We start from the raw sequence: 22,365 nt of genomic DNA on the forward strand, positions 1-22,365 counted from the left end.
TCCTTTCTATTGAGCGCAGGACGCCCTCGCAGCGCAAAGGCTGCGAAAAATGATGGTGTCCGCGGTTACGGGGGGAGGGGGGTTACGCGCCCAGCAAGGCAACCAGGGCCGGAACGGTTAGCACGGCGGTGTAGTAGCCCATGAACTGCACGCCAATGTTGAAGCCCAGAAAGCGTGAGAGAAATCCGCCCAACAGGCCGATGGTGACAATCACCAGCAAACCGAGCAGGCCCCCTTCCCAGATGCCGATCACCAGGATCAGGCCGACAAAGGTGGCGATCACCGCTTCATGGCTGATCTTGCGCGACACATAGGAGGCCGCCCGGTGCGCGTAATTCATGGTGAAGGGGTAGGCGATCAGAATGGCCACCACCACCGCCAACATGCCGTAGCCAAGAAACTCCCAAGTGCTGAGCATCGAGTGCAGGTTGTTCACCTGGCCGGTGGCGGTATCGACGCTGAAGCGCGGCGGCGCATTGAACAGTGGCGCTGCCGGGCCGGCGGCGACCGGGCTCAGGGGCAGGCCGAAGGCAATCAGCGGAATCAGGGCTTCGGCGAGGTAGGTGGATTCGGTGACGCCATTGCGCGCCGTGATGACCGTGGTCAGGCGATGGTAGACATGCTTGACCCGTGAGCCGACGGCCTCGCCCATGATCACCGTCATGGCCACCGGGCTGAACACGAAGGTAGCGCTGGAGACGATGGCGGTGACAGCCGTCCACAGGCTCTGTTTGCTGTCCAGTACGCGCAGCGGGTTGGGAAAGAACCCGCCCCAGCTTTTTACATCCGGCGACAAGGAGAACGTGCGCAGTTCCTGGCGGCGCATGGCGGCGCGCTCGGCCGGCGCGAGCAGGGAGAACAGCGCGGCAATCAACGGGCCGATGGCAATGCCGAGGAAGTAACTGACACTGAGCTTGACTCCGTACTGCGCGGTCAGGCTTTGCAGGCCGACAATCACCATGACGAAGGGTATCAAGGTCAGTACAGCGGCCAGGCGGCCTTTGGAGAACCAGGCGATGGCAACTGCCGCCAACAGGAACACCCAAGGCGCAGCGTGTTTGATCATGTCGCCGAACGGCGCAAGCATCACCGCGAACAACACCGCCATTGGCACCGCAATCAAGGCAGCAATCACCGCACCGGAAATCATCTTGCGCAGGGCAATATGCGGGACGCCCAGGTTGCGCAAGAAATTCGCCTCGCGCATGAGTGGCGTCGCCATGGTGTCGCCCGGAATACCCAGCAATGCCGTCGGTACGGCATGGGTCATGTGCTTGGCCACGGCGCCCGCCAGGAAGAACGTCAGCACACCGGCTGCCGGCACGCCCAGCAGTACCACCAGCAAGGTCAGCGGGGCGAGGGTAGTGGTTTCATCGCTGCCGGAGATCAGGCCGATCCCGGCAAATATCACCGCGCCGAGGATACCCATGCCCAGGGCGATCAGCAGTTGATCCAGCAACAGAGCGATCATGACCGGCCTCCATTGACACTTGCTGCGCGCACAACAACGGCAGGTGACACATCAGGGTTTGGCGGGGGCGCGTTCAGGCCTTTCTCGTAATCGGCGAACAGATCATAAAGATCCATCTCCCGCAGCTCCGCAATCGTCGCCGCGGGCAGGTCAGCCAGACTGCCAAGGGGGCCGAATTCGTTCTCCAGCTCCACGAGGATTTTCGCCCGCCAGGCGGGGTCTGCCAGGTGCTCGACGACATTGCGCTTGGGCTTGAACAGCGCGGCACTGATGGCGCCGCCGGCCAGGCAGCCGACAATGCCGACCAGCATCGCGTAGGCACGGGCCATCTGCAGCGACTCTACCCAACCCACCAGCAGCTGTTGCGCGGTGAAAAAGGCGCCGAGGCTGACGGTTGCGCCGATGGCGATGGAGTAGACCAGGTGGCGACCCTCCACGGTGTCGCCCCAGACTTCGAACAGTTCGGGTTTCATCTAGATTCTCCCACTGCCCTTGCGGGCTTTTATTGTTATGAACGTGAAGAGATAGCGCTTATCGCATTGTGCCCAGGCTACGTTTGGCGAGCAGGGCACGGGCTACCCTGGATGCCGTTGGCCGGCCGAGTTCGGCACTGATGAACTCACCGGTATCGATCAGTGCCTGAAGATCGACGCCGTGGCTCAAGCCCAAGCCGTCGAGCAGGTACACCAGGTCTTCGCTGGCAACGTTGCCCGTGGCACCTGGCGAATACGGGCAACCGCCCAGGCCGGCGACCGAGCTGTCGAAGACCCGGACATCGGCCTCCAGCGCCGCATGGATATTGGCGATCGCCATGCCGTAAGTATCGTGGAAATGCCCGGCCAGCGCGCTCACCGGTACAACCTGGCGACAGGCCTGGATCAGCGCCCTGGTCGCCGCCGGTGTCCCGGTGCCAAGGGTGTCGCCCAGGCTGATTTCGTAGCAGCCCATCCCGAACAGTGAAGCACTCACGGCCGCCACGGCTTCAGGTTTGACCGGGCCTGTGAACGGGCACGCCATGACGCAGGACACGTAGCCGCGCACCCTGACGCCGGCATCGCGGGCGCGCACCATGACCTCCTGGTACTGGCGCAGGCTTTGCGCAATCGAACAGTTGATGTTCTTGTGCGAGAACGCCTCGGAGGCCGCCGCGAACACGGCAACCTCCCGGCAACCTGCCGCTATTGCCGCCTCCAGGCCTTTGAGGTTGGGCACCAGCGCCGTCCAGGTCACACCCGGGCGCACCGGCAATGCCTTGAACACTTCATCGGAACCGGCCATCTGCGGCACCCAGCGAGGCGAAACGAACGCCCCGGCCTCCAGGGTTTGCAACCCGGCGTCGGCCAACCTTTGCAGCAACCGCACCCGGGTCTGCGGCGACAGCGTCAGCGTTTCATTCTGCAGGCCATCCCTGGCGCCGACTTCGACCAGCCGTACAGCGTCCATTACTGCGCCCGCTTGTGCTTGAGCAGTTCAGCCGCTTTGTCGGCGCGCACGTCGCGGGCCTCGACCATCTGCTTGACCAGCCAGTTGACCTCTTCGCCCCGGGCGCCGGCCGATAGGGCAATGTTGCGCGCGTGCAAGGCCATGTGACCACGTTGTATGCCTTCGGTCGACAATGCCCGCAGCGCACCGAGGTTTTGCGCCAGGCCAACGGCTACGGCGATTTCGGCAAGTTCCTGGGCGGTTTTCACCCCGAGAATGCGCAGTGACAGTTGCGCCAGGGGGTGAGTCTTGGTGGCGCCGCCAACCAGCCCGACCGGCATGGGCATTTCCAGGGTGCCGACCAGATGCCCCTGGCGATCTTTTTCCCAGGTGGTCAGCGAGCCGTAATGGCCCTGGCGGCAGGCGTAGGCATGGGCGCCGGCTTCCACTGCGCGCCAGTCATTGCCGGTGGCGACGATCAACGGGTCGATGCCATTCATGATGCCCTTGTTGTGGGTGGCGGCGCGGTAGGGATCGACCACGGCGAAGTGGTAGGCATCGAGGATGCCTTCGATGACTTCCTCGCCCTTGTAGGCGGCGGTGGTCAGCAGTTCAGGGGCGATGCGCACCTGTGCCCGGGCCAGGCGCAGGTCGGCCAGGTTGGAGAGGATGCGCAGGCGTACCGTGCCGCCGGTGATTTCCTCCAGCAACGGCGCCACCGCTTCGGCCATGGTGTTGACGGTGTTGGCACCCATGGCGTCGCGCACATCGACAATCAGGTGGGCGACCAGCATCGGCCCGCGTGGGCTCTGGGCGAAGGTATGCACTTCAATGTCACGGCAGCCGCCGCCGAGCGTGTTGAGCAACTGGTCCTTGCGGTTGGCCAGCTCGATGATCTGGTCTTTGCGGCGCAGCAGGCTCAGGCGGGCATTGAAGGGGTCGTCGATATCGACGATCTGTACCTGGGCACGCATCAACGGCAGCGAGCTGGAGGTCTGGAAGCCCCCGGCGTCGCGCGCCAGCTTAGCCATGAACGAGGCCGCGGCGACCACCGAAGGCTCTTCCACCACCAGCGGCACGATGACGTCGCGGCCATTGATCTGGAAGTTGCTGGCCACCGCGTAGGGTAATTCGAATGTACCGAGCACGTTTTCGATCATGCCGTCGGCGATTTCCAGCGGCAATGCGCCGGCATCGCTCAGCAGGGCAACGTCCTCCTGAGGAAGGCCAAGCACCTCTTGCAAGTGGCTCAGGCGTTCAGTGGGCGACATGGCACGGAACATGGGCAGGCGGGAGTCGATGCTCATGGGGAGGGCTCTCTTGCAGTTATTGTTGTGAGTTGGCGCCACCCTAGTCCGATCTGTTCCGGCAAAGAAGGTACAGTTTGGACAGACAGTACCTAAGCTGTACCCTCTGTGAACCAACGCATTCAGGACTCCCGACCATGGCGCGGCTGACCCTCGCAGAGCAATTGGCAGCATCCTTGGTCGAGCAGATCGGCAACGGCACCTACCGCGTCGGCGAGCGCTTGCCGTCACTGCGCGAGTGCATGCGCTTGTTCGGCCATTCGAAAAACACCGTGATCAACGCCTATGAAGCGCTGGCTGCCCAAGGCCTGGTTGAAGCGCGACACGGGCAGGGCTTCTTCGTCAAACAAGGCGCGCCGAGCAGCAACGAGGCGGAAGAGCCACTGCCTTACGAGCGGGCGATGGACACCATCTGGCTGATGCGTCAGCAGTTCGTCCGCGAGCCCGGTCATTCACCGCTGGGGGAGGGCTTCCCCCCGGTCGAATGGTTGAAGGATATGCGCCTGGACAAGTTCACCCGGCAAATCATGCGCACCGGGGTGACCACGCTGTTCCGCTATGGCAACCGGTTGGGCAACGCCAGCCTGCGCCAGCACCTGGTGCAGAAGCTGGCCAGCTATGCGATCACCGCCAGCCCCCGGCAAATCGTCACCACCCACGGCGCCAACCACGCCCTGGACCTGATCATCCGCCGCTTCATTGCCCCGGGCGACAGCGTGCTGGTCGAAGACCCTGGTTACTACCCGCTGTTCGGCAAGCTGCAACTGCAAGGCGCGCGGATGCTCGCGGTACCCCGACTGGCGGACGGCCCGGACCTCGAGGTGCTGGAGCAACACCTGCGGGTGCATAAGCCCAAGCTGTTTTTCATTCAGTCCGTTGGCCACAACCCGACCGGCTCCGATATTTCCCCCGGCAAGGCGCATCGGCTGGTGCAGTTGGCCGAAGAGCACAACTTCATTCTGGTGGACGACGATGCCCTGGCCGATTTCAAGCCGGCCTCGGCGATCAAGGTATCGGCGCTGGATCAATTGCAGCGCTCGCTGTACGTCGGCAGTTTTTCCAAGTCTGTTTCAGCGGCCTTGCGGGTCGGCTTTATCGCCGGCAGCAAGGAGGTCATCGATGAACTGGGCGATCTGAAGATGCTCCTGCACACCAGCACCTCGGAGCTGTGCGAGCGCACCGTCGACGTGATCCTCACCGAAGGCCACTTTCTGCGGCACGTGCTCCGCCTTCAGGAACGCTTGAAAGCGGCCACCACGGCCGGCTTGCAGATGCTCGACGAGATCGGTGCCGAGGTGTTTGCGAGACCGGAGCAGAGCCTGTATCTGTGGGTCAGGTTTCCCAGGGTAGATGACGCCAGGGAGCTGACCCGGCAGTTGCTGCCCAAGGGCTTCATGATTGCGCCGGGGCATATTTTTTCGCCGGAGCAGGCCCGGGTGAATCCGTGGACGCGGTTGAACGTGGCGTACTTGAATGATGCCTTGCTCAAGGCGGTATTGAGCGAGTGAGCGGGGCGCCACTCGCGTTGGTGAAATAGTGGCAATTCGGTATCATTGGCGGCTTCGTTCAATAAGGAAGAACAATGCGTCCGTCGTTTTCACTGTCGTCCCTGAAACTGCCTGTTGTCTTGCTGATGACGGGCTTGATCAGCGCATGCTCCAACTATCACTACAAGCACTACCAGGCTGATTGGGCGCCGGAGTCCATGACCCCGTATGACGTGTCCAACAAGGCGGTCGATGCGCCTGAAGTGTATTTCGCAACCGTACGCTACCGGGCACTCGGCGTGCCTTATCATCGCCTGCTACTGGTGACGCATGTAGATGACCAGTTGCTCGAAGGCGCAGGGCGCCGCTCGATTCTCGACGTCTCTGGCCAACAGGCGCTGCGGCTGACACCCGGCAAACACTCCCTGACCTGGTGCTGGGCATCGATGAACGCGCTGGGCACCGGCGGGGCCAAGTGCGGGCTTACTGCCCGCGATGTCGAGTTCCGCGCCGGCCAGCGCTACATCGTCGACTTTTCGACCCGCGAGAGCATCAACGGCTATCCGGGGCGTGAGACCATGACCATCAGCATCGACTCCGAGATTCGAAACCTGGATACCCGGGAAGTCGTTTACCCGCCGCAGGGTGTCGGCAAGGTCATCAAGAGCCTGGAACAAGGCTGAATTCGTCGCAGCCATGCAACGCAGGTAGCCAGGCATCCGCAATCAGGCGCCAGCCCCGGTGAACACGGGGGGGCGCCGCTCCAGGAAAGCCTCGACCCCTTCACGCAGGTCACTGCTCTCGCAGGCCTGGCGGCGCAGTTCGGCGATGCGCTCCATCGCCTCCACCGGCATCGGCTGCAGGTCTTCCAGTATCCGCAGTTGTTCCTTGACCGCCTGCACCGCAAGCGGCGCCTTGGCGGCGATCTGCACGGCCATTGCATGGGCCACGTCATCGAGTTGCTCAGGGCTGGTCAGGCGATTGATCACGCCAAACTGCAGGGCGCGGTCGGCATCGAGCGGGGACGCGCAGAAGAACATCTCCTTGAGCACATGAATCGGCAGGTTGTGCATGAAGCGCAGCAGCCCGCTGGTGGTGTAAGGCACGCCCAGATTCGACGGGGTCATGGTGAAACTGGCGCTACGGTCTGCCACCACCAGGTCACAACTCATCACCAGATCGACCGCTGCGCCCCAGACGCTGCCAGACACCTTGGCGATGACCACGCCCGGATAAGCACGCACCCGTCGCAGCAAGCGGTCCAGGGGTTTGCCATGAGCCACGGGATCGCGTTCCGCCAAAACCTCGGTGATGTCGTGTCCGGCGCTCCAGACGCCCTGCAGCGGATCGCAGCCGAGGATGACAACCGCGATGCGCTGTTCAGCGAAGCTGACTAACTGCTGATCCAGTGCCGTCAGCAATTCGCAACTGAGCGCATTGCGGCAGCCGGGATTCGACATCGCTATGGTGCCGATCCGCCCCTGGAGAACACTGACCGACAGTAACGGCGACACATCATTCTGACTCATTGCAGCTCCCTTCCTTTGCGCCCCTGATATCCGGCACTCAGGACTATAGTGAGTATTCTCATAGCCATGAAATATGTTATTCCTTGGCCCCGATCTGTTTTACTTATGAACCTCGCCGAGCCGCCCTATGGACCTTCGACAGTTACGCTACTTCGTCAGGGTTGTTGAACACGGCAATGTCACCCGCGCCAGCGAAGCCCTGCATATTGCCCAGCCGGCGGTGAGTCAGCAGATCCGCAGCCTCGAGCAGGACCTGGGCATGCAGTTGCTGACCCGCAGCGTGCATGGCGTCAAGCCGACTGCCGCCGGCCAGACCCTCTACCGCCATGCCCTGGACCTGTTGCGCCAGGCCGACAGCACCCGCGAGCTGCTGCGCCAGGACGCCGAAACCCCACAAGGCAAGGTGTCGGTGGCCATGCCGTCGAGCACGTCACGGCTGGTCGCCATTCCCCTGGCGCGAATGATCCGTGATCGCTACCCGGGGATCATGCTCGAACTGATCGAAGCCCCCAGCGCCGACCTGCCGGGGCTGCTGAGCAACAGACGGGTGGCCCTGGCGGTGGTCACCGATGCGGTCGAAACGCCCAGTCTGGCCTTGCAGCCGTTGCTTACCGAAGAGCTTTACCTGATGGTCTGGCCCGAGTTCGCCCTGAGCTCGAACAAAGTCTCGATTGCCGAGCTGGCGCAGATGCCACTGGTGATGCCCAGTGCGCCCAACTCGATCCGCAGCCGGGTCGAATGGGCGCTGCGCGAACACGGGCGCCCCTGCGAGATCCTCTTCGAAGCCAGCTCGACCTCGCTCCTGTTTGCCGCGGTGATGGCCCGGCTTGGGGTTACCGTATTGCCGTGGTCTGCCGCGTACCTGGAACTGCATGAACACAAACTCAAAATGGCCAAGGTCGATCACCCGCAGTTCACCCGCGAGCTGTCATTGTCCTGGCATCGCGCCGATGTCATGAGCAATGCCGTGCAGAAGGTCAAAGCCGCGATCATCGAGCTGACTGGCGAACTGCGCCAGCGCCCCGAGTGGGCCCGGCAAGATGACCAGCCCCGGCCCCACTGATCACAGCACGCCGGGGACCACCAGGGTCAACCAGGCGACACAGGGCCCCAGCAAGGCAATCACAGCGCTGTAGACCAGCAAGCTGCGCAGCACTTTTTCCCGCTGCTCCTGGGGGGTGTTGGCCACCACCAATGCGCCATTGGTGGAGAACGGGCTGGTGTCGACGATGGTGGTTGAAATAGCGATGGCCGCGACCACGCCGATGGCGCTGATCTCGCCCTTGCTCAGGAACGGCACGGCCAGGGGAATGATCACCCCGAGCAGCGCCGTGGACGAGGCGAACGACGAGACGATTGCGGCGGTGACGCACAGCAGCAAGGCCACCAGCAGTGGCTGGCCCAGGCTGGAGATGCCATGGGCGACATAGTCGATGGTGCCGATGGCCTGCATCACCCCGATGTAGGTGATGATCCCGGTGATCAGCAGCACGGTCGACCAGCTCACCTTGTCGATGGCCGCCTTCTGCGCCTTGGGCGCGATCATGGCCAGGACCACCGCGACCGTCATCGCCACCAGCCCGACATTGAACTTGAAGACCAGCGCCGAAACCCCCAGGACCAGCAAGCCGACCAGCGTCGACAGCTTGGCCCAGTCCAGGTCATTGACCGCCTGCAGCGGCGCCCCGGCACCGGTCAGGCCGGTGCGGTGGTACGCCGGGGAAGCCGGTGTGCCGCCATGGCCGAGAATCGCCAGGGATGCGCCGGCGACATGCAGGTCGGGCCCCGGGCCGACCGCCACCAGCGCCAGGCGTGCGCTGCGCAGCCCGCCAAAAGCGACGAAGACCACCATGGCGATGCCCAGATTGAACAGCAGGCTGGTGATGAACAAGGTGATCGGCGCATAGGGCAGGCCAGAGGAGGCAACGATCTGATTGGTGATGCCACCGAATATACTCACCGGCGAGAAACTGCCGCCCTGCGCACCGTGAATCACCATCAGCCCCATGAGCACGGGATTGATGCGGTACTGCACGGCAAAGTTGAGGGCAATCGGCGCAAGGATGGCCGCCACTGCCGGGCTCAGGGCGCCGAAACCGGTGAGCAGCGCCGCCACCACGAACATGACCCAGGGTATCCAGGCCACATGGCCGCGAACCAACAGCACCGCGCGCTCGATCAGCCAGTCGATGGTGCCGTTGTTCTGGGCGATGCCGAACAGGTAAGTGACGCCGACCAGGGTTAGAAACAGGTCACTGGGAAAGCCGGCGAAGATGGTCGCCGGGGCCATCTCCAGGAGCAGCGAACCGACCACAAAGGCCGCGGCGAAGGCCAGCGCGCCCATGTTGATGGGCAGGATGCTGGCGATGCCGAAGATGATCACCAGGACGATGATCGAGAGCATTTCATTGTTCATTTCAACCTGACTCCCCGCGTTTGGACGGCCCCGCAGAGGCCGTCCTTGTTGTTATTCTTTCGGGTTTTTTGCTGGCCGGTTCAGGCCACGCCGGGTGCGCTGAAGCGATCGCGATAAGCGTCGCGCAGCAGGTTCTTTTGCACCTTGCCCATGGTGTTGCGCGGCAGCTCATCAACGAAGATGATCGCCTTGGGTTGCTTGTAGCGCGCCAGGCGCTCTTGCAATGCGTCCAGCAGCGCCTGCGCCTGCAGCCTGATGCCCGGCTTGCAGACCACCACAGCGGTGACGGCCTCGCCAAAGTCACTGTGCGGCACGCCGATCACTGCGCTTTCGGCCACGCCCTGGAGCTGGTCGATCTCGGTTTCGATTTCCTTGGGGTAGATGTTGTAGCCGCCGGAGATGACCAGGTCCTTGCTGCGCCCGACAATGTGCAGGTAACCCTTGGCATCGATTTTCCCCAGGTCGCCGCTGACGAAGTAGCCATCGCCACGAAACTCGTCGGCAGTCTTCTGCGCCATGCGCCAGTAGCCCTTGAACACATTGGGGCCTTGGATTTCGATCATCCCGACCTGGTCGACAGCCAGCGGCTCACCCGTAGCCGGGTCGGTAATACGGATCGACACGCCCGGTAACGGCATACCCACCGTATTGGCGATGCGCTCGCCGACATAGGGGTTGGACGTGTTCATCAAGGTCTCGGTCATGCCGTAACGCTCAAGGATCGCGTGTCCGGTACGGCTGAAAAACGCGCCGTGGGTTTCCGCTAACAGCGGCGCCGAACCGGAGATGAACAGCCTCATTCGCGCGGTACTCTGCCGATCCAGGCCCGGATGCTGCAGAAGGCGGACGTAGAAGGTAGGAACCCCCATCATCACCGTCGAGCGTTGCATCAGCGCAATGATTTCGAGGGGATCGAAGCGTGAGACGAAGCACATCGAGGCACCGGCCAGCATTGCGGTGTGAGTGGCCACGAACAGGCCATGGGCATGGAAGATCGGGAGCGCGTGAATCAGCCGGTCATCGGCGCTGAAGCGCCAGGCATCACACAAGGTACGGGCATTGGAGAGCAGGTTGCCATGGCTGAGCATGGCGCCTTTGGCGCGGCCCGTAGTGCCGGAGGTGTAGAGAATGGCTGCCAGGTCGTCGCTGGCACGAGGCACCGCCTCGAACTCGGTCGCGGCCATGTTGACCCGTTCGCTCAAGCTGCCTTGCCCCTGTTCAGCGAGGGTCTGCAGCGTAGCGCCATGCTCCAAGGCGATTGCCGACAGTGCATGCAGCGCCTGGGGGCGAATGACAAAGACCCGTGGCGTCGCATCGCCGAGGAAATAATCGAGCTCGGCTGGCGTGTAGGCCGTGTTGAGCGGCAGGTAGACCGCGCCGCAGCGCAACGTGCCCAGGTACAGCATCAGCGCATCGACGCTTTTATCGACCTGCACTGCCACCCGGTCACCCGGCAGTACACCGAGGCTACGCAAGGCGTTGGCAAATTGAGCGGAGCGCGCGAATGCCTGGCCATAAGTGAGTGGTTCGCCGGTGGGGGATTCCAGCAGCAGCGCAGCCGCCGGCGCGGACCTGAACAGGGCGTGGAACAGATTGCCGTCCATTAGGTGCATCCTCTTTCTTGTCGTTTTATTGAGTGTTGCGAGGTCAGCCGGCTATGGGGGCAGTGTATGAGGGCGTTCGAGAACTGAACAATATGAAATTCATTGGTCGCCATAGGAAGGGCTTATGGCAGTGGCTTGCTGATGCGCGCAGATCACTGTCGATTTGTCGGTGGAGACGTCGTGGTCGTCGGCTTAAGATCTTCAGGCCTGCACGTGTCTATCCCTCAACCAGGTCAAGGCCAATAGTCTATGAGCGCTTACAATAACCCGCTTCCGCCAAGAGCCGAGATGGTCAGAGCGATGCTTGGCAGCGACAGCGCCTATGAAGGGGTGTTTTTTACCGCGGTGAAAACCACCGGGATCTTTTGCCGCCCGACCTGTGGCGCGCGCAAGCCAAAGCCTGAAAACGTCGAGTTTTTTGCCCAGGCGAACGAGGCCATGGCCGCCGGCTATCGGCCATGCTTGCGATGCAAGCCTTTGGACCTGGCCGCGTCGGCGCCAGAGTGGGTCAGGGGGCTACTCGCCGCTGTGTCGGCATCGCCTGATGTTCGCTGGAGCGATGCTGAACTCATGCAGCGTGGTATCGACCCCCTGCGCTTACGCAGGTGGTTCAAACAAAATTTTGGCATGACCTTTCACGCCTGGCTCCGTTCTCGCCGGCTGGGCATAGCGTTGGGCCGTATTGTCGTGGGAGAAACCTTGGATGACACCGCGTTTGATTCAGGGTACGAGTCACTCAGCGGCTTCAGGGATGCGTTCAAAAAAACCTTTCAAATTACCCCTGGCAAAGCGAGCGAGACGTCGCTCCTGCTTTACCGTCACCTGACCACGCCCTTGGGCCCGATGATTGCCATGGCGGAGGAACGAGGCCTGGTGTTACTTGAGTTTCTAGACCGCCCGGCGCTCACCGCTGAACTCGATGAATTACGCCTGCGCTATGGGTATTCGATTGCGCCGGGGGAACATCGCCATATTGAGCAGATAGACCTACAGCTCAAACAATACTTTGATGGAAAACTGAGAAATTTCTCGGTGCCCCTGCACATGCCAGGCAGTTCTTTCGACCGGCTTATCTGGGGAGCGCTATTAACAATCGACTATGGGACGACCTCGACCTATGGTGCCATCGCTCGGCGCATCGGAAAGCCGGGTGCAAGCCAAGCGGTAGGCAACGCAAACGGGCATAACCGTTTATCCATCGTAGTTCCCTGCCATCGTGTGCTGGCGAGCAATGGTGCGCTCGCCGGATATGGTGGAGGCCAGCCACGCAAAGAATTTTTGCTGCGTCTGGAAAAGGCGGCCTTGCAGATGACGCAGCAGCAAGCCTTGCCATTGGCCTAGCGGCTGGTCACAGATGACGCTGCTGCGCTATGCCTTCACTCGACGTGCGCAGCGCCAGTGAAACGCATGGACGGCAAGCGCCTCTGCCAGCCCAGGGTCATCAGTGCCAGCAGCGCTGCGACGAGCCCGACCCAGGCGAGGCTGGCCAGTCCCCAACGGCTCAAGGCGACAGCCCCGAGCATCGAGCCTAAAACAACACCTGCGTTAAAGGCTGCGATGTTGAGGCCGGAGGCCACGTCCAGCGCCTGCGGTCGATGGCGGCGGGCCAGGCTCAGGATGCGCGCTTGCAAGGGCGGAATAGCGCCATAAGTGGTCAGGCCGAGCGCCATGACCAATACCAGCATGAGCAGAAAACTGTCTTGCGCCATCCCGATCAATGCCAGCACCAGGGCTATGCCACCCAGCACCCAGAACGAGGCACGGTCCATGCCGATACGATCGCTCATGCGCCCGCCGACCATGTTGCCAACCGCCGCACCCAGGCCATACGCCAGCAAGACTGCACTGATACGACGAGTATCGGCATGCGTCACCTGTAACAGCAATGGCGTAATGTAGGTGTAGAGCGCGAAAGAGCCGGTGTAGGACAACAGCGGCAAGCTGGCGCCTGCCAGCAAACGGCGGTCGAGCAACACGGACAATTGGCGCCGGCCGGGGTTGTCGCCGGTGATATCGCCTGCACCGGCCGGCATCCAGCAGGCCACACCCAGCGCCCCCACCAGCCCGCAAAGCGCAATCAGGGCGAATACCCACTGCCAAGGCAAGATGCTGCCTAGCCACGTGCCTGCCGGTACCCCCAACGCCATCGCGACGGTCACACCGCCGAATACCAGCGACAACGCCGCCCCGGCACGTTCCGGGGCCACAAGCCGCGTCGCCACGCTGGACGCCACTGCGAAGAACACGCCGTGCGCCAACCCCGACAACAAGCGGGCCGTCAACAGTTGCGGCAGCTGCGTAGCCAGCGCCGCTATCACGTTGCCCACAGTGAAAATCAGCATCGCGGCTACCAGCAGGCGCTTACGAGGCCAGCCTGCAGCCATGGCCGTCAGGACCGGCGCACCGATCACCACACCCGCCGCATACAGCGTCACTGCCAGCCCGATCTGCGCCGTGCCAGCCTCCAGGCTGCTGGCCAGCGAAGCGGCAAGACCAATACTGATGAACTCGGTAAATCCGATAGCAAACGCGCAAAGGGTAAAAATGTAGATGGCGACAGGCATGTAGTGACTCCAGGGCAGGCTTCATCGCCGGTAAGGCACGAAGGTGATGACTCAGCCGCCATTCTGGGAAACCTGAACCTATCCAAAAAGGAGTAGATTGGTGAAACATTTGTGATGATCTGGAACAAATAGCAATGCGCAACATGGATGATTTGGCGGTATTCCTTAAAGTCGTGGATTGCGCTGGTTTCTCCGCAGCCGCGCGGATGATGGACCTTGCACCTGCCACGGTGAGCAAGCAGATTGCACGGCTGGAGCAGGAGCTGGGCGCTCGATTGTTCGAGCGAAGTACACGCCAGTTACGCATCACCGACGAAGGTCGAGCCGTCGCCGAACGCGTTCGTCCAGCCCTGGCGTTACTGGCTGAGGCTGCCGAAGTCGCCAGGCAAGGCGTGCAGACGCTCACCGGAACGATACGTCTGACGGCGCCTGTCCCCCTCGGTTCGCGCTATGTGGCACCAGCGATCGCCCTGTTCCGTGAGCAGCACCCGCAGGTAGGATTTGACCTGCGATTAAGCGATCACGTCGTCGACCTTTACGATAGCGACCTCGACCTGGCCGTGCGGGTTGGCGCACTGGCCAGCTCGCGCCTCATCAGCCGCCGGCTCGCTGAAAGCCGGCGCATCCTGGTGGCAGCACCCAGCTACCTCCGGCAGATGGGATTGCCTGCCGGCCCAAGCGAGCTACACCAGCATCGCTGCCTGTTGTTCTCCTACCCAGGTCTTCGGCAAAACCACTGGACGCTCCGGCACGAAGGTCCAGGCGGCGACACCGAGCTCGTTGAGGTTTCGGGCGAGTTGCGCAGCGACAACGGCGACGCACTCAGGGCTTGGAGCAGAGCCGGGCTGGGGATCTCGTTGCGCGAGACCTGGGACGTCGCCGACGAACTGCGCAGCGGTGAGTTGGTACGTGTGCTCCCAGAATGGGAGGAGCCGGCGGTGCCGATTCAGGCAGTCCGTGTGCAACGTTCGTTAGTCCCGCGCAGGGTCAGCGCGTTCGTGGACTTTCTCGCCAGTCATTGGTGTTCACCACCTTGGGAGCACTAGGCCTGACCCGGATTGCCCGCTCATTGACAATGAAGCTTCCGTGAATTTATCTTTCATTCAATAGATTAATTGAATGAAAGATAAGACCGATGATGGGCTACCGATTCACCAAGCGCCATCAGGTCCGGGGAGCCGAATACCATGTGGGATGAATACTACGCCAGCGATGAATACATCTATGGGACAGCGCCGAATGCGTTCCTGGCGGAGCACGCGGGCCTGCTTGCGGGACCTGTGCTCAGCGTGGCCGAAGGGGAAGGGCGGAACGCTGCTTTCCTGGCCTCGATCGGGCTCGATGTGCTGGGCGTGGACAGCTCCGCCGTTGGCCTTGCCAAGGCGCACAAACTCGCCGCATTGAAAGGCGTAGCGATCCGCACCGAGATTGCCGATTTTGCCGCCTACATGCCGCCGGAAGGGGCGTTTGGCGCGGTCGTCTCGATCTTCGCCCACATGCCCAGCCGCGTGCGTAAAAGGTTGCACGGCTTGGCAGCACAGGCGCTGCGCCCGGGTGGAATCATCCTGCTTGAGGCCTACAGCAAAGCGCAACTAACACGGGATACGGGCGGCCCGGATGATCTGGACATGCTGATGGCTGGCTCGGAGATAGAGCAGGAATTCCCCCAGTGTGACGTGCTGTTGTCCCGGGAAATCGAGCGAGATGTGATCGAAGGAACCTTCCATACCGGGCTCGCCTGCGTGGTGCAATTCATTGCAAGAAGACGATAGGCCGAGCACGCTCAACGTTCGGGAAAATGCCGTCAGGCAATCTGCTGGAGGATGCCTAGCAACCGGTCGAGGGCAGGATCGATGTCCAGTGTGTCGATGCCGCCGAACCCCAGTAACAGGCCTGACCGTATTGGCGCCTGGTAGTAGAACGCGTCGATCGGGTAAACACCGACCTCGACTTTGCGGGCCAGCTCTGTGAGCAGGCGGGTATCGACGGGTACCTTGAACAGCGCCCCGATATGGAACCCGGCGGTGTTGGCGATCGGCTCCAGCCAGGCGGCCAGGTCGCCGTTCAGACGGTTGAGCAAGCGCGTTCGGCGACCGGCATAAATGGCGTGGCAACGACGGATATGCTTGTGCAGTTCGCCATCGGCGATGAACTTGGCCAGGGCCCATTGGGTGAGCGACGACGTATGCCAGTCGGTGACCTGCTTGGCCCTGATCACAGCGTCGATGAGCGAGCCTGGCAACACCGCATAGCCCAGGCGCATCTCCGGAAAGGTGGTCTTGGAAAACGTGCCAACGAAGGCCACCAGGCCATCCTGGTCCATGCTCTGCAAGCAATCGGTGGGCCGGCCCTCGAAGCGGAACTCGCTGTCGTAGTCGTCTTCGATGATAACCGCGCCCAGTGCCTTGGCACGTCGCAACAAAGCCTGTCGGCGCGCGGTGGTCATCGGCATGCCCAGGGGATACTGGTGCGCAGGGGTCACGTAGATCAACCGGGTGTTGTCGGGAATGAGGTCGACGCAGATGCCCTGGTGGTCAACAGGCACGCCGACCACGGTGGCACCCAGGGATGAAAACAGCTGGCGGGCAGGGGGGTAGCCGGGATCTTCGACAGCAACAATGCTACCCGGCTCGAGAACAACCCTGGAGATCAGGTCCAACGCCTGTTGCGTGCCGTTGCAGACCACCACATCGTGGTCCTGGCAAATCACCCCGCGAGAAAACGAAATGTGCTGGGCAATCGCGCTGCGCAGTGCCGGCAAGCCTTCGGCATGGCTGTAGAAACCGGGCGAGCGCTGCATCTGACGCAAGCCGTGCTGCACGCAGCGACGCCATTCGTCCTGGGGGAACTGCCCTTTGCTGGTGGCGCCGCCGATAAACTCGTAGCGCAGGGTGCCTTCCAGGGTCGGCGTGGGTATGGGTGCCGGCAGGTTGCGCCAGCGGTTGATCTGCGCCTCGCACGCCAACCCCATGGCACTGGCGTGACGTGGATGGGCGACGGGGCGAGCATTGACGAAGGTGCCTTTGCCGACCCGACCAATCAGAAAATTCTCGTATGTCAGCTGTGTGTAGATGTCGGAAATGGTCTTGCGAGAAATACCGAGTTGCTCGGCCAGCAGGCGGGTCGGCGGCAACTGCGTGCCTGCTGCCAGGCGACCGCTCTCGATCGCGCTGCGCAGTTGATTGTACAACTGCCCCGCGAGATCCTTTCGGCCCTTGATGACAACATGAAGTTCCATACTGCTCCCTGTAAGGGTATTTATTAACTTGGCGGCCATTGGTCTACGGAAAATAAATGCCAATGGTCTTCGACTTCACCCTGCGGGCGACCTAGCATGGTCTGCGGATCGGGGTTCCAAGGTGCAGGGAGCACATTGCCGTGGGGACTCGGTCTGCAATAGCTGTCGGTGTTGGAAATGATTTCAAGTGACTGAAAGTTTCTTGATATTTTGCCTCGACGACAGTCTCCCTTGAACCGTGAATATTATCCGGTGGGTTATTCCGGCACGCTATCGGGTTTTATTCGCGTGATTTGACTTTAGGACTCGGCCAATTTCGCGAGTCCTTTTTTTTTCTGAACATTCGAGGGTCAAAAAATACCCCGCCTGCACCACGGGGGCCTGTCAGCACAGCGGCCTCAACCGCGCTCGGACGGGTCACCCTCCTCGGACTTCACGGTGTTGCGAACATCATTTCCGGCGCTCTCGCCCTCGGATTTGACGGTATTGCCAATATTGTTCTCAGCGTTCTGCTGATCGCCAGGCAGGGCCTGCGCGCGTACCGCCATCCGTTCTATCAGACGATCACTGCCCCCTTCGGCAAAGGCGATGTTATGGATAGCGAATACGAGCAGTGCGCCAAGCGTCAGAATGTTTTTCATAAAATTCCCCTGATGGAAAGTCCGTCGAAAGTGATGGCTTCAGGTTCAGGATAAAAAATCGAGCGGCGTGATTGAATAGCCAATATGCAGTAAAAGCACGGAGCCAATCGGTGAAAAGCAACGCGAGCGCGGACTATCGGTTTTATCAATAATTGGTGCTTTCGTGGTGGGTATTAAGTTCATAAGGTGATGGCGTGAGTGAATAAACTCTCGTGTTTTTCGACATGAGTTTACTTTTCAGCGAGAACCGATATGAATGCCAATCTGCGCATGAGCTATAAGAGCCGGGCAGTGCTTGCCATCAGCACGCTAACGGTAGTGGGCGTCGCCAGTTACTACCTCAATGGCTCCATGGCAACCCCAACCCCATCGCTGCCGCTGGCACCGACACCGGTGGGGGTGGCCAGCGTGATCGAGAAGCCAGTCATCGAGTGGAGCGAGTTCTCCGGACGTGTCGAGGCGATCGAGCATGTCGAAATCAGGCCGCGAGTCACCGGCACCATCGACACGGTGAGATTCCAGGAAGGGGAGATCATTGCCAAGGGTGCGCCGTTGTTCACCATCGACCCGCGTCCTTACCAGGCGGTGCTGGCCAAGGCCCAGGCGACCCGCGAAAGTGCCGCGGTACGGTTGAACCTGGCGCGTAGCGAGCTGGCCCGCTCGAACAAGCTGATCCAGGAACGGGCGACGTCGCAACGCGAGCACGACCAGCGCGCCAACGAGCAACTCGAGGCCCAGGCTGCCCTGGCAGCGGCGCAGGCCGACGTACAGGCCGCCCAATTGAACCTGCAGTACACCACCATTACAGCGCCTGTCAGCGGGCGTGTGTCACGTGCGGAACTGACCGTCGGCAACCTGGTCGGCACCGGCCCCGATGCTCCGGTACTGACGACCATCGTTTCGGTGTCGCCGGTGTACGTGAACTTCGAACTCGATGAAGCGAGCTATATCCGCTACGCGCGCAATGGCACCCGAGGCAGCACCGGCGTCGCCGAGTTGCCGGTGCTGATGGGCCTTGCCACCGAGACCGATTATCCCTACAGCGGGCGCATCAAGTCGTTGGACAACCAACTGGACCGCAACTCTGGAACCCTGCGCGTACGCGCCGTGTTCGACAACGCCAACGGTGTACTGACCCCCGGCATGTACGCCCGTGTACGTACGGGGGACGGTGCCCCGCGCGCGGCCGTTCTGATCGACGACCAGGCGGTCGGCACCGATCAGGCGAAGACGTACGTGTTGGTGGTCACCCAGGGCAACACGGTGGAGTACCGCGAAGTGCATCTTGGGCCGTTGTTTGAGGGCCTGCGGGTGGTGCGGTCCGGGCTGGCACGCGGTGAACAGATCGTGGTGCAGGGCCAGCAGAAGGTGCGCCCCAATGACCAGGTAGACCCGCAACCGGTGGCATCGTCCATCGCACTCCAGCAACAAGATCGGCCAGGCCGGTCCTGACCTGTAGTGAAGAGGTCTTGCACATGAACATTTCCCGCTTCTTCATTGATCGGCCGATTTTCGCTGGCGTGCTGTCCGCGATCATCTTCATTGCCGGCTTGATTTCGATCTTCAACCTGCCCGTTTCTGAATATCCGGAAGTCGCGCCACCCTCAGTGGTGGTCAAGGCTCAGTATCCTGGCGCACATCCGCAGACTATCGCTGAAACCGTCGCCACGCCCATCGAAGAGCAGATCAACGGCGTCGAAGGCATGCTGTACATGAATTCCCATGCCACGGCGGATGGCCAGTTGACCCTGACCGTGACCTTCCGCCTGGGCACCGACCCCGACCTGGCCCAGCAGCGGGTGCAGAACCGCGTCAACCAGGCGCTGCCGCGGCTGCCAGAGCCGGTGCAGCGGCTGGGCGTGACCACCGTCAAGAGCGCTCCCGACCTGACCATGGTGGTGCACCTGCGCTCGCCCAACGAGCGCTACGACATGCAGTACCTGCGCAACTATGCCCTGCTCAACGTCAAGGACAGGCTCGCCCGCATCAACGGTATCGGCCAGGTGCAGGTGGCAGGTTCCGGCGACTACGCCATGCGCATCTGGCTCGATCCGCGCAAGCTCGCGGCGCGTAACCTGGCACCTGGCGATGTGGTCCAGGCCTTGCGTGAGCAGAACGTCAATGCCGCCGCCGGGGTGATCGGCGCCGCGCCTGCGGCGCCCGGAGTGGACTACCAGATCTCGGTCAATGCCAGCGGGCGTCTCAATACCGAAGAAGCGTTTCGTGAGGTGATCGTGCGCACCTCCGCGGATGGCCGCATCACCCGCCTGCGCGACGTGGCACGGGTCGAACTGGCCGCCGGGGAGTATGCGCTGCGCACCTTGGTGGACAATAAACAGGCCACGGCGCTGCTGATCTACCAATTGCCCGGCGCCAACGCACTGCAGATTTCTGACGACGTGCGCAAGGCGATGGTCGAGCTCAAGCACGCCATGCCCGAAGGCGTCGATTACCAGGTGATCTACGACCCGACCCAGTTCGTTCGTGCGTCCATCGACGCCGTCATTCACACCCTGCTCGAAGCGATCCTGCTGGTGGTCGTGGTGGTGATCGTGTTCCTGCAGACCTGGCGCGCCTCGATCATTCCATTGCTCGCGGTACCGGTTTCGGTGGTCGGCACCTTCGCCGTCATGCTGGCCATGGGGTTCTCGATCAATGCCTTGAGCTTGTTCGGGCTGGTCCTGGCGATTGGCGTGGTGGTGGACGATGCGATCGTCGTGGTGGAGAACGTCGAGCGCAATATCGGCCTGGGGCTTTCGCCTCGCGAGGCGACCTATCAGGCCATGCGCGAAGTGTCCGGGCCGATAGTCGCCATCGCCCTCACGCTGTGCGCGGTGTTCGTGCCGCTGGCGTTCGTCAGCGGCTTGTCCGGGCAGTTCTTCAAGCAGTTCGCCCTGACGATCGCCATTTCCACGGTGATCTCGGCGTTCAATTCGCTGACCCTGTCGCCGGCGCTGGCAGCGATGTTGCTCAAAGGCCACGAGGCACCCAAAGACGGCTTCCAACGGGTGTTCGACAGGTTATTCGGCGGCTTCTTCGTGCGTTTCAACCGGCTCTTCGGTCGCGCCTCCGACCATTACGGCACCGGCGTGTCGCGGATTCTCAAGCGCAAGAGCGCAGCGTTGCTGGTGTATGCGCTGCTGGCCGTCGCCGCAGTGCTGATCTTCAATCGCGTCCCCACAGGCTTCGTGCCGCCGCAAGACAAACAGTACCTGGTGGGTTTCGTGCAACTGCCCGATGCCGCCTCGCTGGATCGTACCGAGTCGGTCTTGCGCGAGATGACCACCATGGCCCTGGCCCAGCCGGGCGTGGATGCGGTCACTGGCTATGCCGGCTGGTCGATCAACGGCTTCGTCAGCAGCCCCAACTCGGGCGTCGCCTTCTTCGTGCTCAAGGATTTTGCCGAGCGCAAGGGCCCCGGCATGACGGGCAACGAAATCGCTGCGCAACTCAACACCCGGTTCGTCGGTATCAAGGGGGCCTACACGGCGGTGTTTGCGCCGCCTCCCGTGTCCGGCCTGGGGAGCGTGGGCGGGTTCAAGCTGCAACTGCAAGACCGTGCCGCCCTGGGCAATGCCGCGCTGGACCAGGGGCTGCAGGCGTTCATGGCCGAAGCGCGCAAGGCCCCGGAGCTGGCCGGGTTGTTCTCGAGCTTCCAGATCAACGTGCCGCAGTTGTATGCCGACGTTGATCGTACCCGCGCCCAGCAGTTGGGCGTCTCCATCCCGGCGGTGTTCGAAGCGTTGCAGATCTACCTGGGGTCGATCTACGTCAACGACTTCAACAAGTTCGGGCGGACGTTCCAGGTCAAGGTGCAGGCCGATGCGCAGTTCCGCGGGCATGCCGAAGACATCGGTCTGCTCAAGACCCGCAATGACAAGGGCGAGATGGTGCCGCTGGCCTCACTCCTCACGCTACGACAGAGCTACGGCCCCGACCAGGCCATGCGCTACAACGGTTTCCCCTCCGCCGACGTCAGTGGCGCGCCAGCGCCGGGCTACAGCAGCGGCCAGGCCCTGCAGGCGGTGGAGCGTATCGCCGAACGGACCTTGCCGCGCGGCATCGGCTACGAATGGACCGAGATCACCTACCAGGACAAGATGGCCGGCAACACCCTGATCATCATCCTGCCGCTGGCGATGCTGCTGGTGTTCTTCGTGCTCGCCGCGCAGTACGAGAGCCTGAGCCTGCCGCTTGCGGTATTGCTGATCGTGCCCATGGGCATTCTGTCGGCGATCACCGGCGTATGGCTGACCGGTGGCGACAACAACCTGTTCACCCAGATCAGCTTCGTGGTGCTGGTGGGGCTGGCCTGCAAAAACGCGATCCTGATCGTCGAATTCGCCCACGAACTGGAACACCAGGGGCGCTCGATCCGCCAAGCCGCGATCGAAGCCGCACGCCTGCGCCTGCGGCCGATCCTGATGACTTCAATCGCCTTCATCGCCGGAGTGGTGCCGTTGATCCTGTCCAGCGGGGCGGGCGCCGAAATGCGCCAGGCCATGGGCATCGCGGTGTTCACCGGGATGATCGGGGTGACCGTGTTCGGCCTGTTCCTGACGCCGGTGTTCTATGTGCTGTTACGTCATCTTTCGCTGCGCTTCACACGCCGTGAGCGCGTTGCCGCGCCGCCAACCGAGGGCTCGCGCGAACCGCTCGGCCAGCAGCAGACCCAGGAGGCTTGAG

At 62.1% G+C, this 22,365-nt stretch carries 18 protein-coding genes; 8 read left to right on the top strand and 10 right to left on the bottom strand.

Annotated features, from left to right (window positions below; translation table 11 throughout):
- Window positions 1-82 precede the first annotated feature (82 nt).
- From CCOS864_RS27510 to CCOS864_RS27525, 4 genes are read right to left on the bottom strand one after another with little or no spacing between them, the layout of a single operon-like run.
- Window positions 83-1,471: a tripartite tricarboxylate transporter permease gene (locus CCOS864_RS27510; protein WP_115089551.1), complete on the bottom strand. Its 1,389-nt coding sequence runs from the start codon at window positions 1,469-1,471 to the stop codon at window positions 83-85.
- The gene (locus CCOS864_RS27515; protein ID WP_115089552.1) at window positions 1,468-1,944 is read right to left on the bottom strand and encodes a hypothetical protein; all 477 of its coding nucleotides are present in this window, start codon (window positions 1,942-1,944) and stop codon (window positions 1,468-1,470) included. Before CCOS864_RS27515 ends, CCOS864_RS27510 begins: the two co-directional genes overlap by 4 nt.
- A gap of 58 nt (window positions 1,945-2,002) precedes the next feature.
- The gene (locus CCOS864_RS27520) at window positions 2,003-2,914 is read right to left on the bottom strand and encodes a hydroxymethylglutaryl-CoA lyase (protein WP_115089553.1); all 912 of its coding nucleotides are present in this window, start codon (window positions 2,912-2,914) and stop codon (window positions 2,003-2,005) included.
- Window positions 2,914-4,200: a hydroxymethylglutaryl-CoA reductase, degradative gene (locus CCOS864_RS27525; RefSeq protein ID WP_115089554.1), complete on the bottom strand. Its 1,287-nt coding sequence runs from the start codon at window positions 4,198-4,200 to the stop codon at window positions 2,914-2,916. Before CCOS864_RS27525 ends, CCOS864_RS27520 begins: the two co-directional genes overlap by 1 nt.
- Window positions 4,201-4,337: 137 nt before the next feature.
- Between CCOS864_RS27525 and CCOS864_RS27530 the strand changes: the two genes are divergently transcribed.
- The gene (locus tag CCOS864_RS27530) at window positions 4,338-5,708 is read left to right on the top strand and encodes an aminotransferase-like domain-containing protein (RefSeq protein ID WP_115089555.1); all 1,371 of its coding nucleotides are present in this window, start codon (window positions 4,338-4,340) and stop codon (window positions 5,706-5,708) included.
- A 74-nt stretch (window positions 5,709-5,782) separates the two neighbouring features.
- Window positions 5,783-6,370 (top strand): hypothetical protein, encoded by a 588-nt coding sequence (locus CCOS864_RS27535; protein WP_115089556.1) that lies wholly within the window; start codon window positions 5,783-5,785, stop codon window positions 6,368-6,370.
- A 42-nt stretch (window positions 6,371-6,412) separates the two neighbouring features.
- Here the strand turns inward: CCOS864_RS27535 and scpB are convergent, their stop codons facing one another.
- Window positions 6,413-7,216 carry a methylmalonyl-CoA decarboxylase gene (gene scpB, locus CCOS864_RS27540; RefSeq protein WP_115089557.1) on the bottom strand — a complete coding sequence of 268 codons (804 nt, stop codon included), beginning with the start codon at window positions 7,214-7,216 and terminating at the stop codon, window positions 6,413-6,415.
- A gap of 127 nt (window positions 7,217-7,343) precedes the next feature.
- Between scpB and CCOS864_RS27545 the strand changes: the two genes are divergently transcribed.
- On the top strand, window positions 7,344-8,279 hold the full coding sequence (locus tag CCOS864_RS27545) for a LysR substrate-binding domain-containing protein (protein ID WP_115089558.1): 936 nt from the start codon (window positions 7,344-7,346) through the stop codon (window positions 8,277-8,279).
- Here CCOS864_RS27545 and CCOS864_RS27550 read toward each other — a convergent pair whose 3' ends face one another.
- Window positions 8,280-9,632 (bottom strand): SLC13 family permease, encoded by a 1,353-nt coding sequence (locus tag CCOS864_RS27550; protein ID WP_115089559.1) that lies wholly within the window; start codon window positions 9,630-9,632, stop codon window positions 8,280-8,282.
- A gap of 80 nt (window positions 9,633-9,712) precedes the next feature.
- On the bottom strand, window positions 9,713-11,236 hold the full coding sequence (locus CCOS864_RS27555; protein ID WP_115089560.1) for a malonate--CoA ligase: 1,524 nt from the start codon (window positions 11,234-11,236) through the stop codon (window positions 9,713-9,715).
- Between the two features lie 249 nt (window positions 11,237-11,485).
- Here CCOS864_RS27555 and CCOS864_RS27560 point away from each other — a divergent pair, with 249 nt between their 5' ends.
- The gene (locus tag CCOS864_RS27560; protein WP_115089561.1) at window positions 11,486-12,577 is read left to right on the top strand and encodes a bifunctional transcriptional activator/DNA repair enzyme AdaA; all 1,092 of its coding nucleotides are present in this window, start codon (window positions 11,486-11,488) and stop codon (window positions 12,575-12,577) included.
- Window positions 12,578-12,612: 35 nt separating this feature from the next.
- Here CCOS864_RS27560 and CCOS864_RS27565 read toward each other — a convergent pair whose 3' ends face one another.
- Entirely contained in the window at window positions 12,613-13,800 is a 1,188-nt protein-coding gene (locus tag CCOS864_RS27565; RefSeq protein ID WP_115089562.1) for an MFS transporter, read from the bottom strand.
- 134 nt (window positions 13,801-13,934) lie between these two features.
- Here CCOS864_RS27565 and CCOS864_RS27570 point away from each other — a divergent pair, with 134 nt between their 5' ends.
- A complete protein-coding gene (locus tag CCOS864_RS27570; protein ID WP_208644397.1) occupies window positions 13,935-14,846 on the top strand; it encodes a LysR family transcriptional regulator in 912 nt (303 codons plus the stop codon).
- Window positions 14,847-14,987: 141 nt separating this feature from the next.
- A complete protein-coding gene (locus tag CCOS864_RS27575) occupies window positions 14,988-15,572 on the top strand; it encodes an SAM-dependent methyltransferase (RefSeq protein ID WP_115089564.1) in 585 nt (194 codons plus the stop codon).
- Window positions 15,573-15,604: 32 nt separating this feature from the next.
- Here CCOS864_RS27575 and pdxR read toward each other — a convergent pair whose 3' ends face one another.
- Together pdxR and CCOS864_RS27585 are read right to left on the bottom strand one after the other, a co-directional pair.
- A complete protein-coding gene (gene pdxR, locus CCOS864_RS27580; protein ID WP_115089565.1) occupies window positions 15,605-17,038 on the bottom strand; it encodes a MocR-like pyridoxine biosynthesis transcription factor PdxR in 1,434 nt (477 codons plus the stop codon).
- A 398-nt stretch (window positions 17,039-17,436) separates the two neighbouring features.
- Window positions 17,437-17,679, bottom strand: coding sequence for a DUF2790 domain-containing protein (locus tag CCOS864_RS27585; RefSeq protein WP_115089566.1), 243 nt, complete (start codon window positions 17,677-17,679; stop codon window positions 17,437-17,439).
- A gap of 252 nt (window positions 17,680-17,931) precedes the next feature.
- Between CCOS864_RS27585 and CCOS864_RS27590 the strand changes: the two genes are divergently transcribed.
- Window positions 17,932-19,131 carry an efflux RND transporter periplasmic adaptor subunit gene (locus tag CCOS864_RS27590; RefSeq protein ID WP_244211955.1) on the top strand — a complete coding sequence of 400 codons (1,200 nt, stop codon included), beginning with the start codon at window positions 17,932-17,934 and terminating at the stop codon, window positions 19,129-19,131.
- 23 nt (window positions 19,132-19,154) lie between these two features.
- Entirely contained in the window at window positions 19,155-22,364 is a 3,210-nt protein-coding gene (locus tag CCOS864_RS27595) for an efflux RND transporter permease subunit (protein WP_115089567.1), read from the top strand.
- Window position 22,365 lies beyond the last annotated feature (1 nt).

Origin of the sequence: Pseudomonas wadenswilerensis (genome assembly GCF_900497695.1) — a bacterium.
In the GTDB taxonomy this organism is placed as follows: domain Bacteria; phylum Pseudomonadota; class Gammaproteobacteria; order Pseudomonadales; family Pseudomonadaceae; genus Aquipseudomonas; species Aquipseudomonas wadenswilerensis.

What these genes read in the sequence shown, in the direction of transcription:
- CCOS864_RS27555 (WP_115089560.1), bottom strand. Translation starts at nt 11,236, where the DNA reads ATGGACGGCAATCTGTTCCACGCCCTGTTCAGGTCCGCGCCGGCGGCT.
- CCOS864_RS27595 (WP_115089567.1), top strand. Translation starts at nt 19,155, where the DNA reads ATGAACATTTCCCGCTTCTTCATTGATCGGCCGATTTTCGCTGGCGTG.
- CCOS864_RS27525 (WP_115089554.1), bottom strand. Translation starts at nt 4,200, where the DNA reads ATGAGCATCGACTCCCGCCTGCCCATGTTCCGTGCCATGTCGCCCACT.
- CCOS864_RS27585 (WP_115089566.1), bottom strand. Translation starts at nt 17,679, where the DNA reads ATGAAAAACATTCTGACGCTTGGCGCACTGCTCGTATTCGCTATCCAT.
- CCOS864_RS27565 (WP_115089562.1), bottom strand. Translation starts at nt 13,800, where the DNA reads ATGCCTGTCGCCATCTACATTTTTACCCTTTGCGCGTTTGCTATCGGA.
- CCOS864_RS27550 (WP_115089559.1), bottom strand. Translation starts at nt 9,632, where the DNA reads ATGAACAATGAAATGCTCTCGATCATCGTCCTGGTGATCATCTTCGGC.
- CCOS864_RS27535 (WP_115089556.1), top strand. Translation starts at nt 5,783, where the DNA reads ATGCGTCCGTCGTTTTCACTGTCGTCCCTGAAACTGCCTGTTGTCTTG.
- CCOS864_RS27510 (WP_115089551.1), bottom strand. Translation starts at nt 1,471, where the DNA reads ATGATCGCTCTGTTGCTGGATCAACTGCTGATCGCCCTGGGCATGGGT.
- CCOS864_RS27590 (WP_244211955.1), top strand. Translation starts at nt 17,932, where the DNA reads ATGAATGCCAATCTGCGCATGAGCTATAAGAGCCGGGCAGTGCTTGCC.
- CCOS864_RS27530 (WP_115089555.1), top strand. Translation starts at nt 4,338, where the DNA reads ATGGCGCGGCTGACCCTCGCAGAGCAATTGGCAGCATCCTTGGTCGAG.
- CCOS864_RS27515 (WP_115089552.1), bottom strand. Translation starts at nt 1,944, where the DNA reads ATGAAACCCGAACTGTTCGAAGTCTGGGGCGACACCGTGGAGGGTCGC.
- CCOS864_RS27520 (WP_115089553.1), bottom strand. Translation starts at nt 2,914, where the DNA reads ATGGACGCTGTACGGCTGGTCGAAGTCGGCGCCAGGGATGGCCTGCAG.
- CCOS864_RS27575 (WP_115089564.1), top strand. Translation starts at nt 14,988, where the DNA reads ATGTGGGATGAATACTACGCCAGCGATGAATACATCTATGGGACAGCG.
- CCOS864_RS27560 (WP_115089561.1), top strand. Translation starts at nt 11,486, where the DNA reads ATGAGCGCTTACAATAACCCGCTTCCGCCAAGAGCCGAGATGGTCAGA.
- pdxR (WP_115089565.1), bottom strand. Translation starts at nt 17,038, where the DNA reads ATGGAACTTCATGTTGTCATCAAGGGCCGAAAGGATCTCGCGGGGCAG.
- CCOS864_RS27570 (WP_208644397.1), top strand. Translation starts at nt 13,935, where the DNA reads ATGCGCAACATGGATGATTTGGCGGTATTCCTTAAAGTCGTGGATTGC.
- CCOS864_RS27545 (WP_115089558.1), top strand. Translation starts at nt 7,344, where the DNA reads ATGGACCTTCGACAGTTACGCTACTTCGTCAGGGTTGTTGAACACGGC.
- scpB (WP_115089557.1), bottom strand. Translation starts at nt 7,216, where the DNA reads ATGAGTCAGAATGATGTGTCGCCGTTACTGTCGGTCAGTGTTCTCCAG.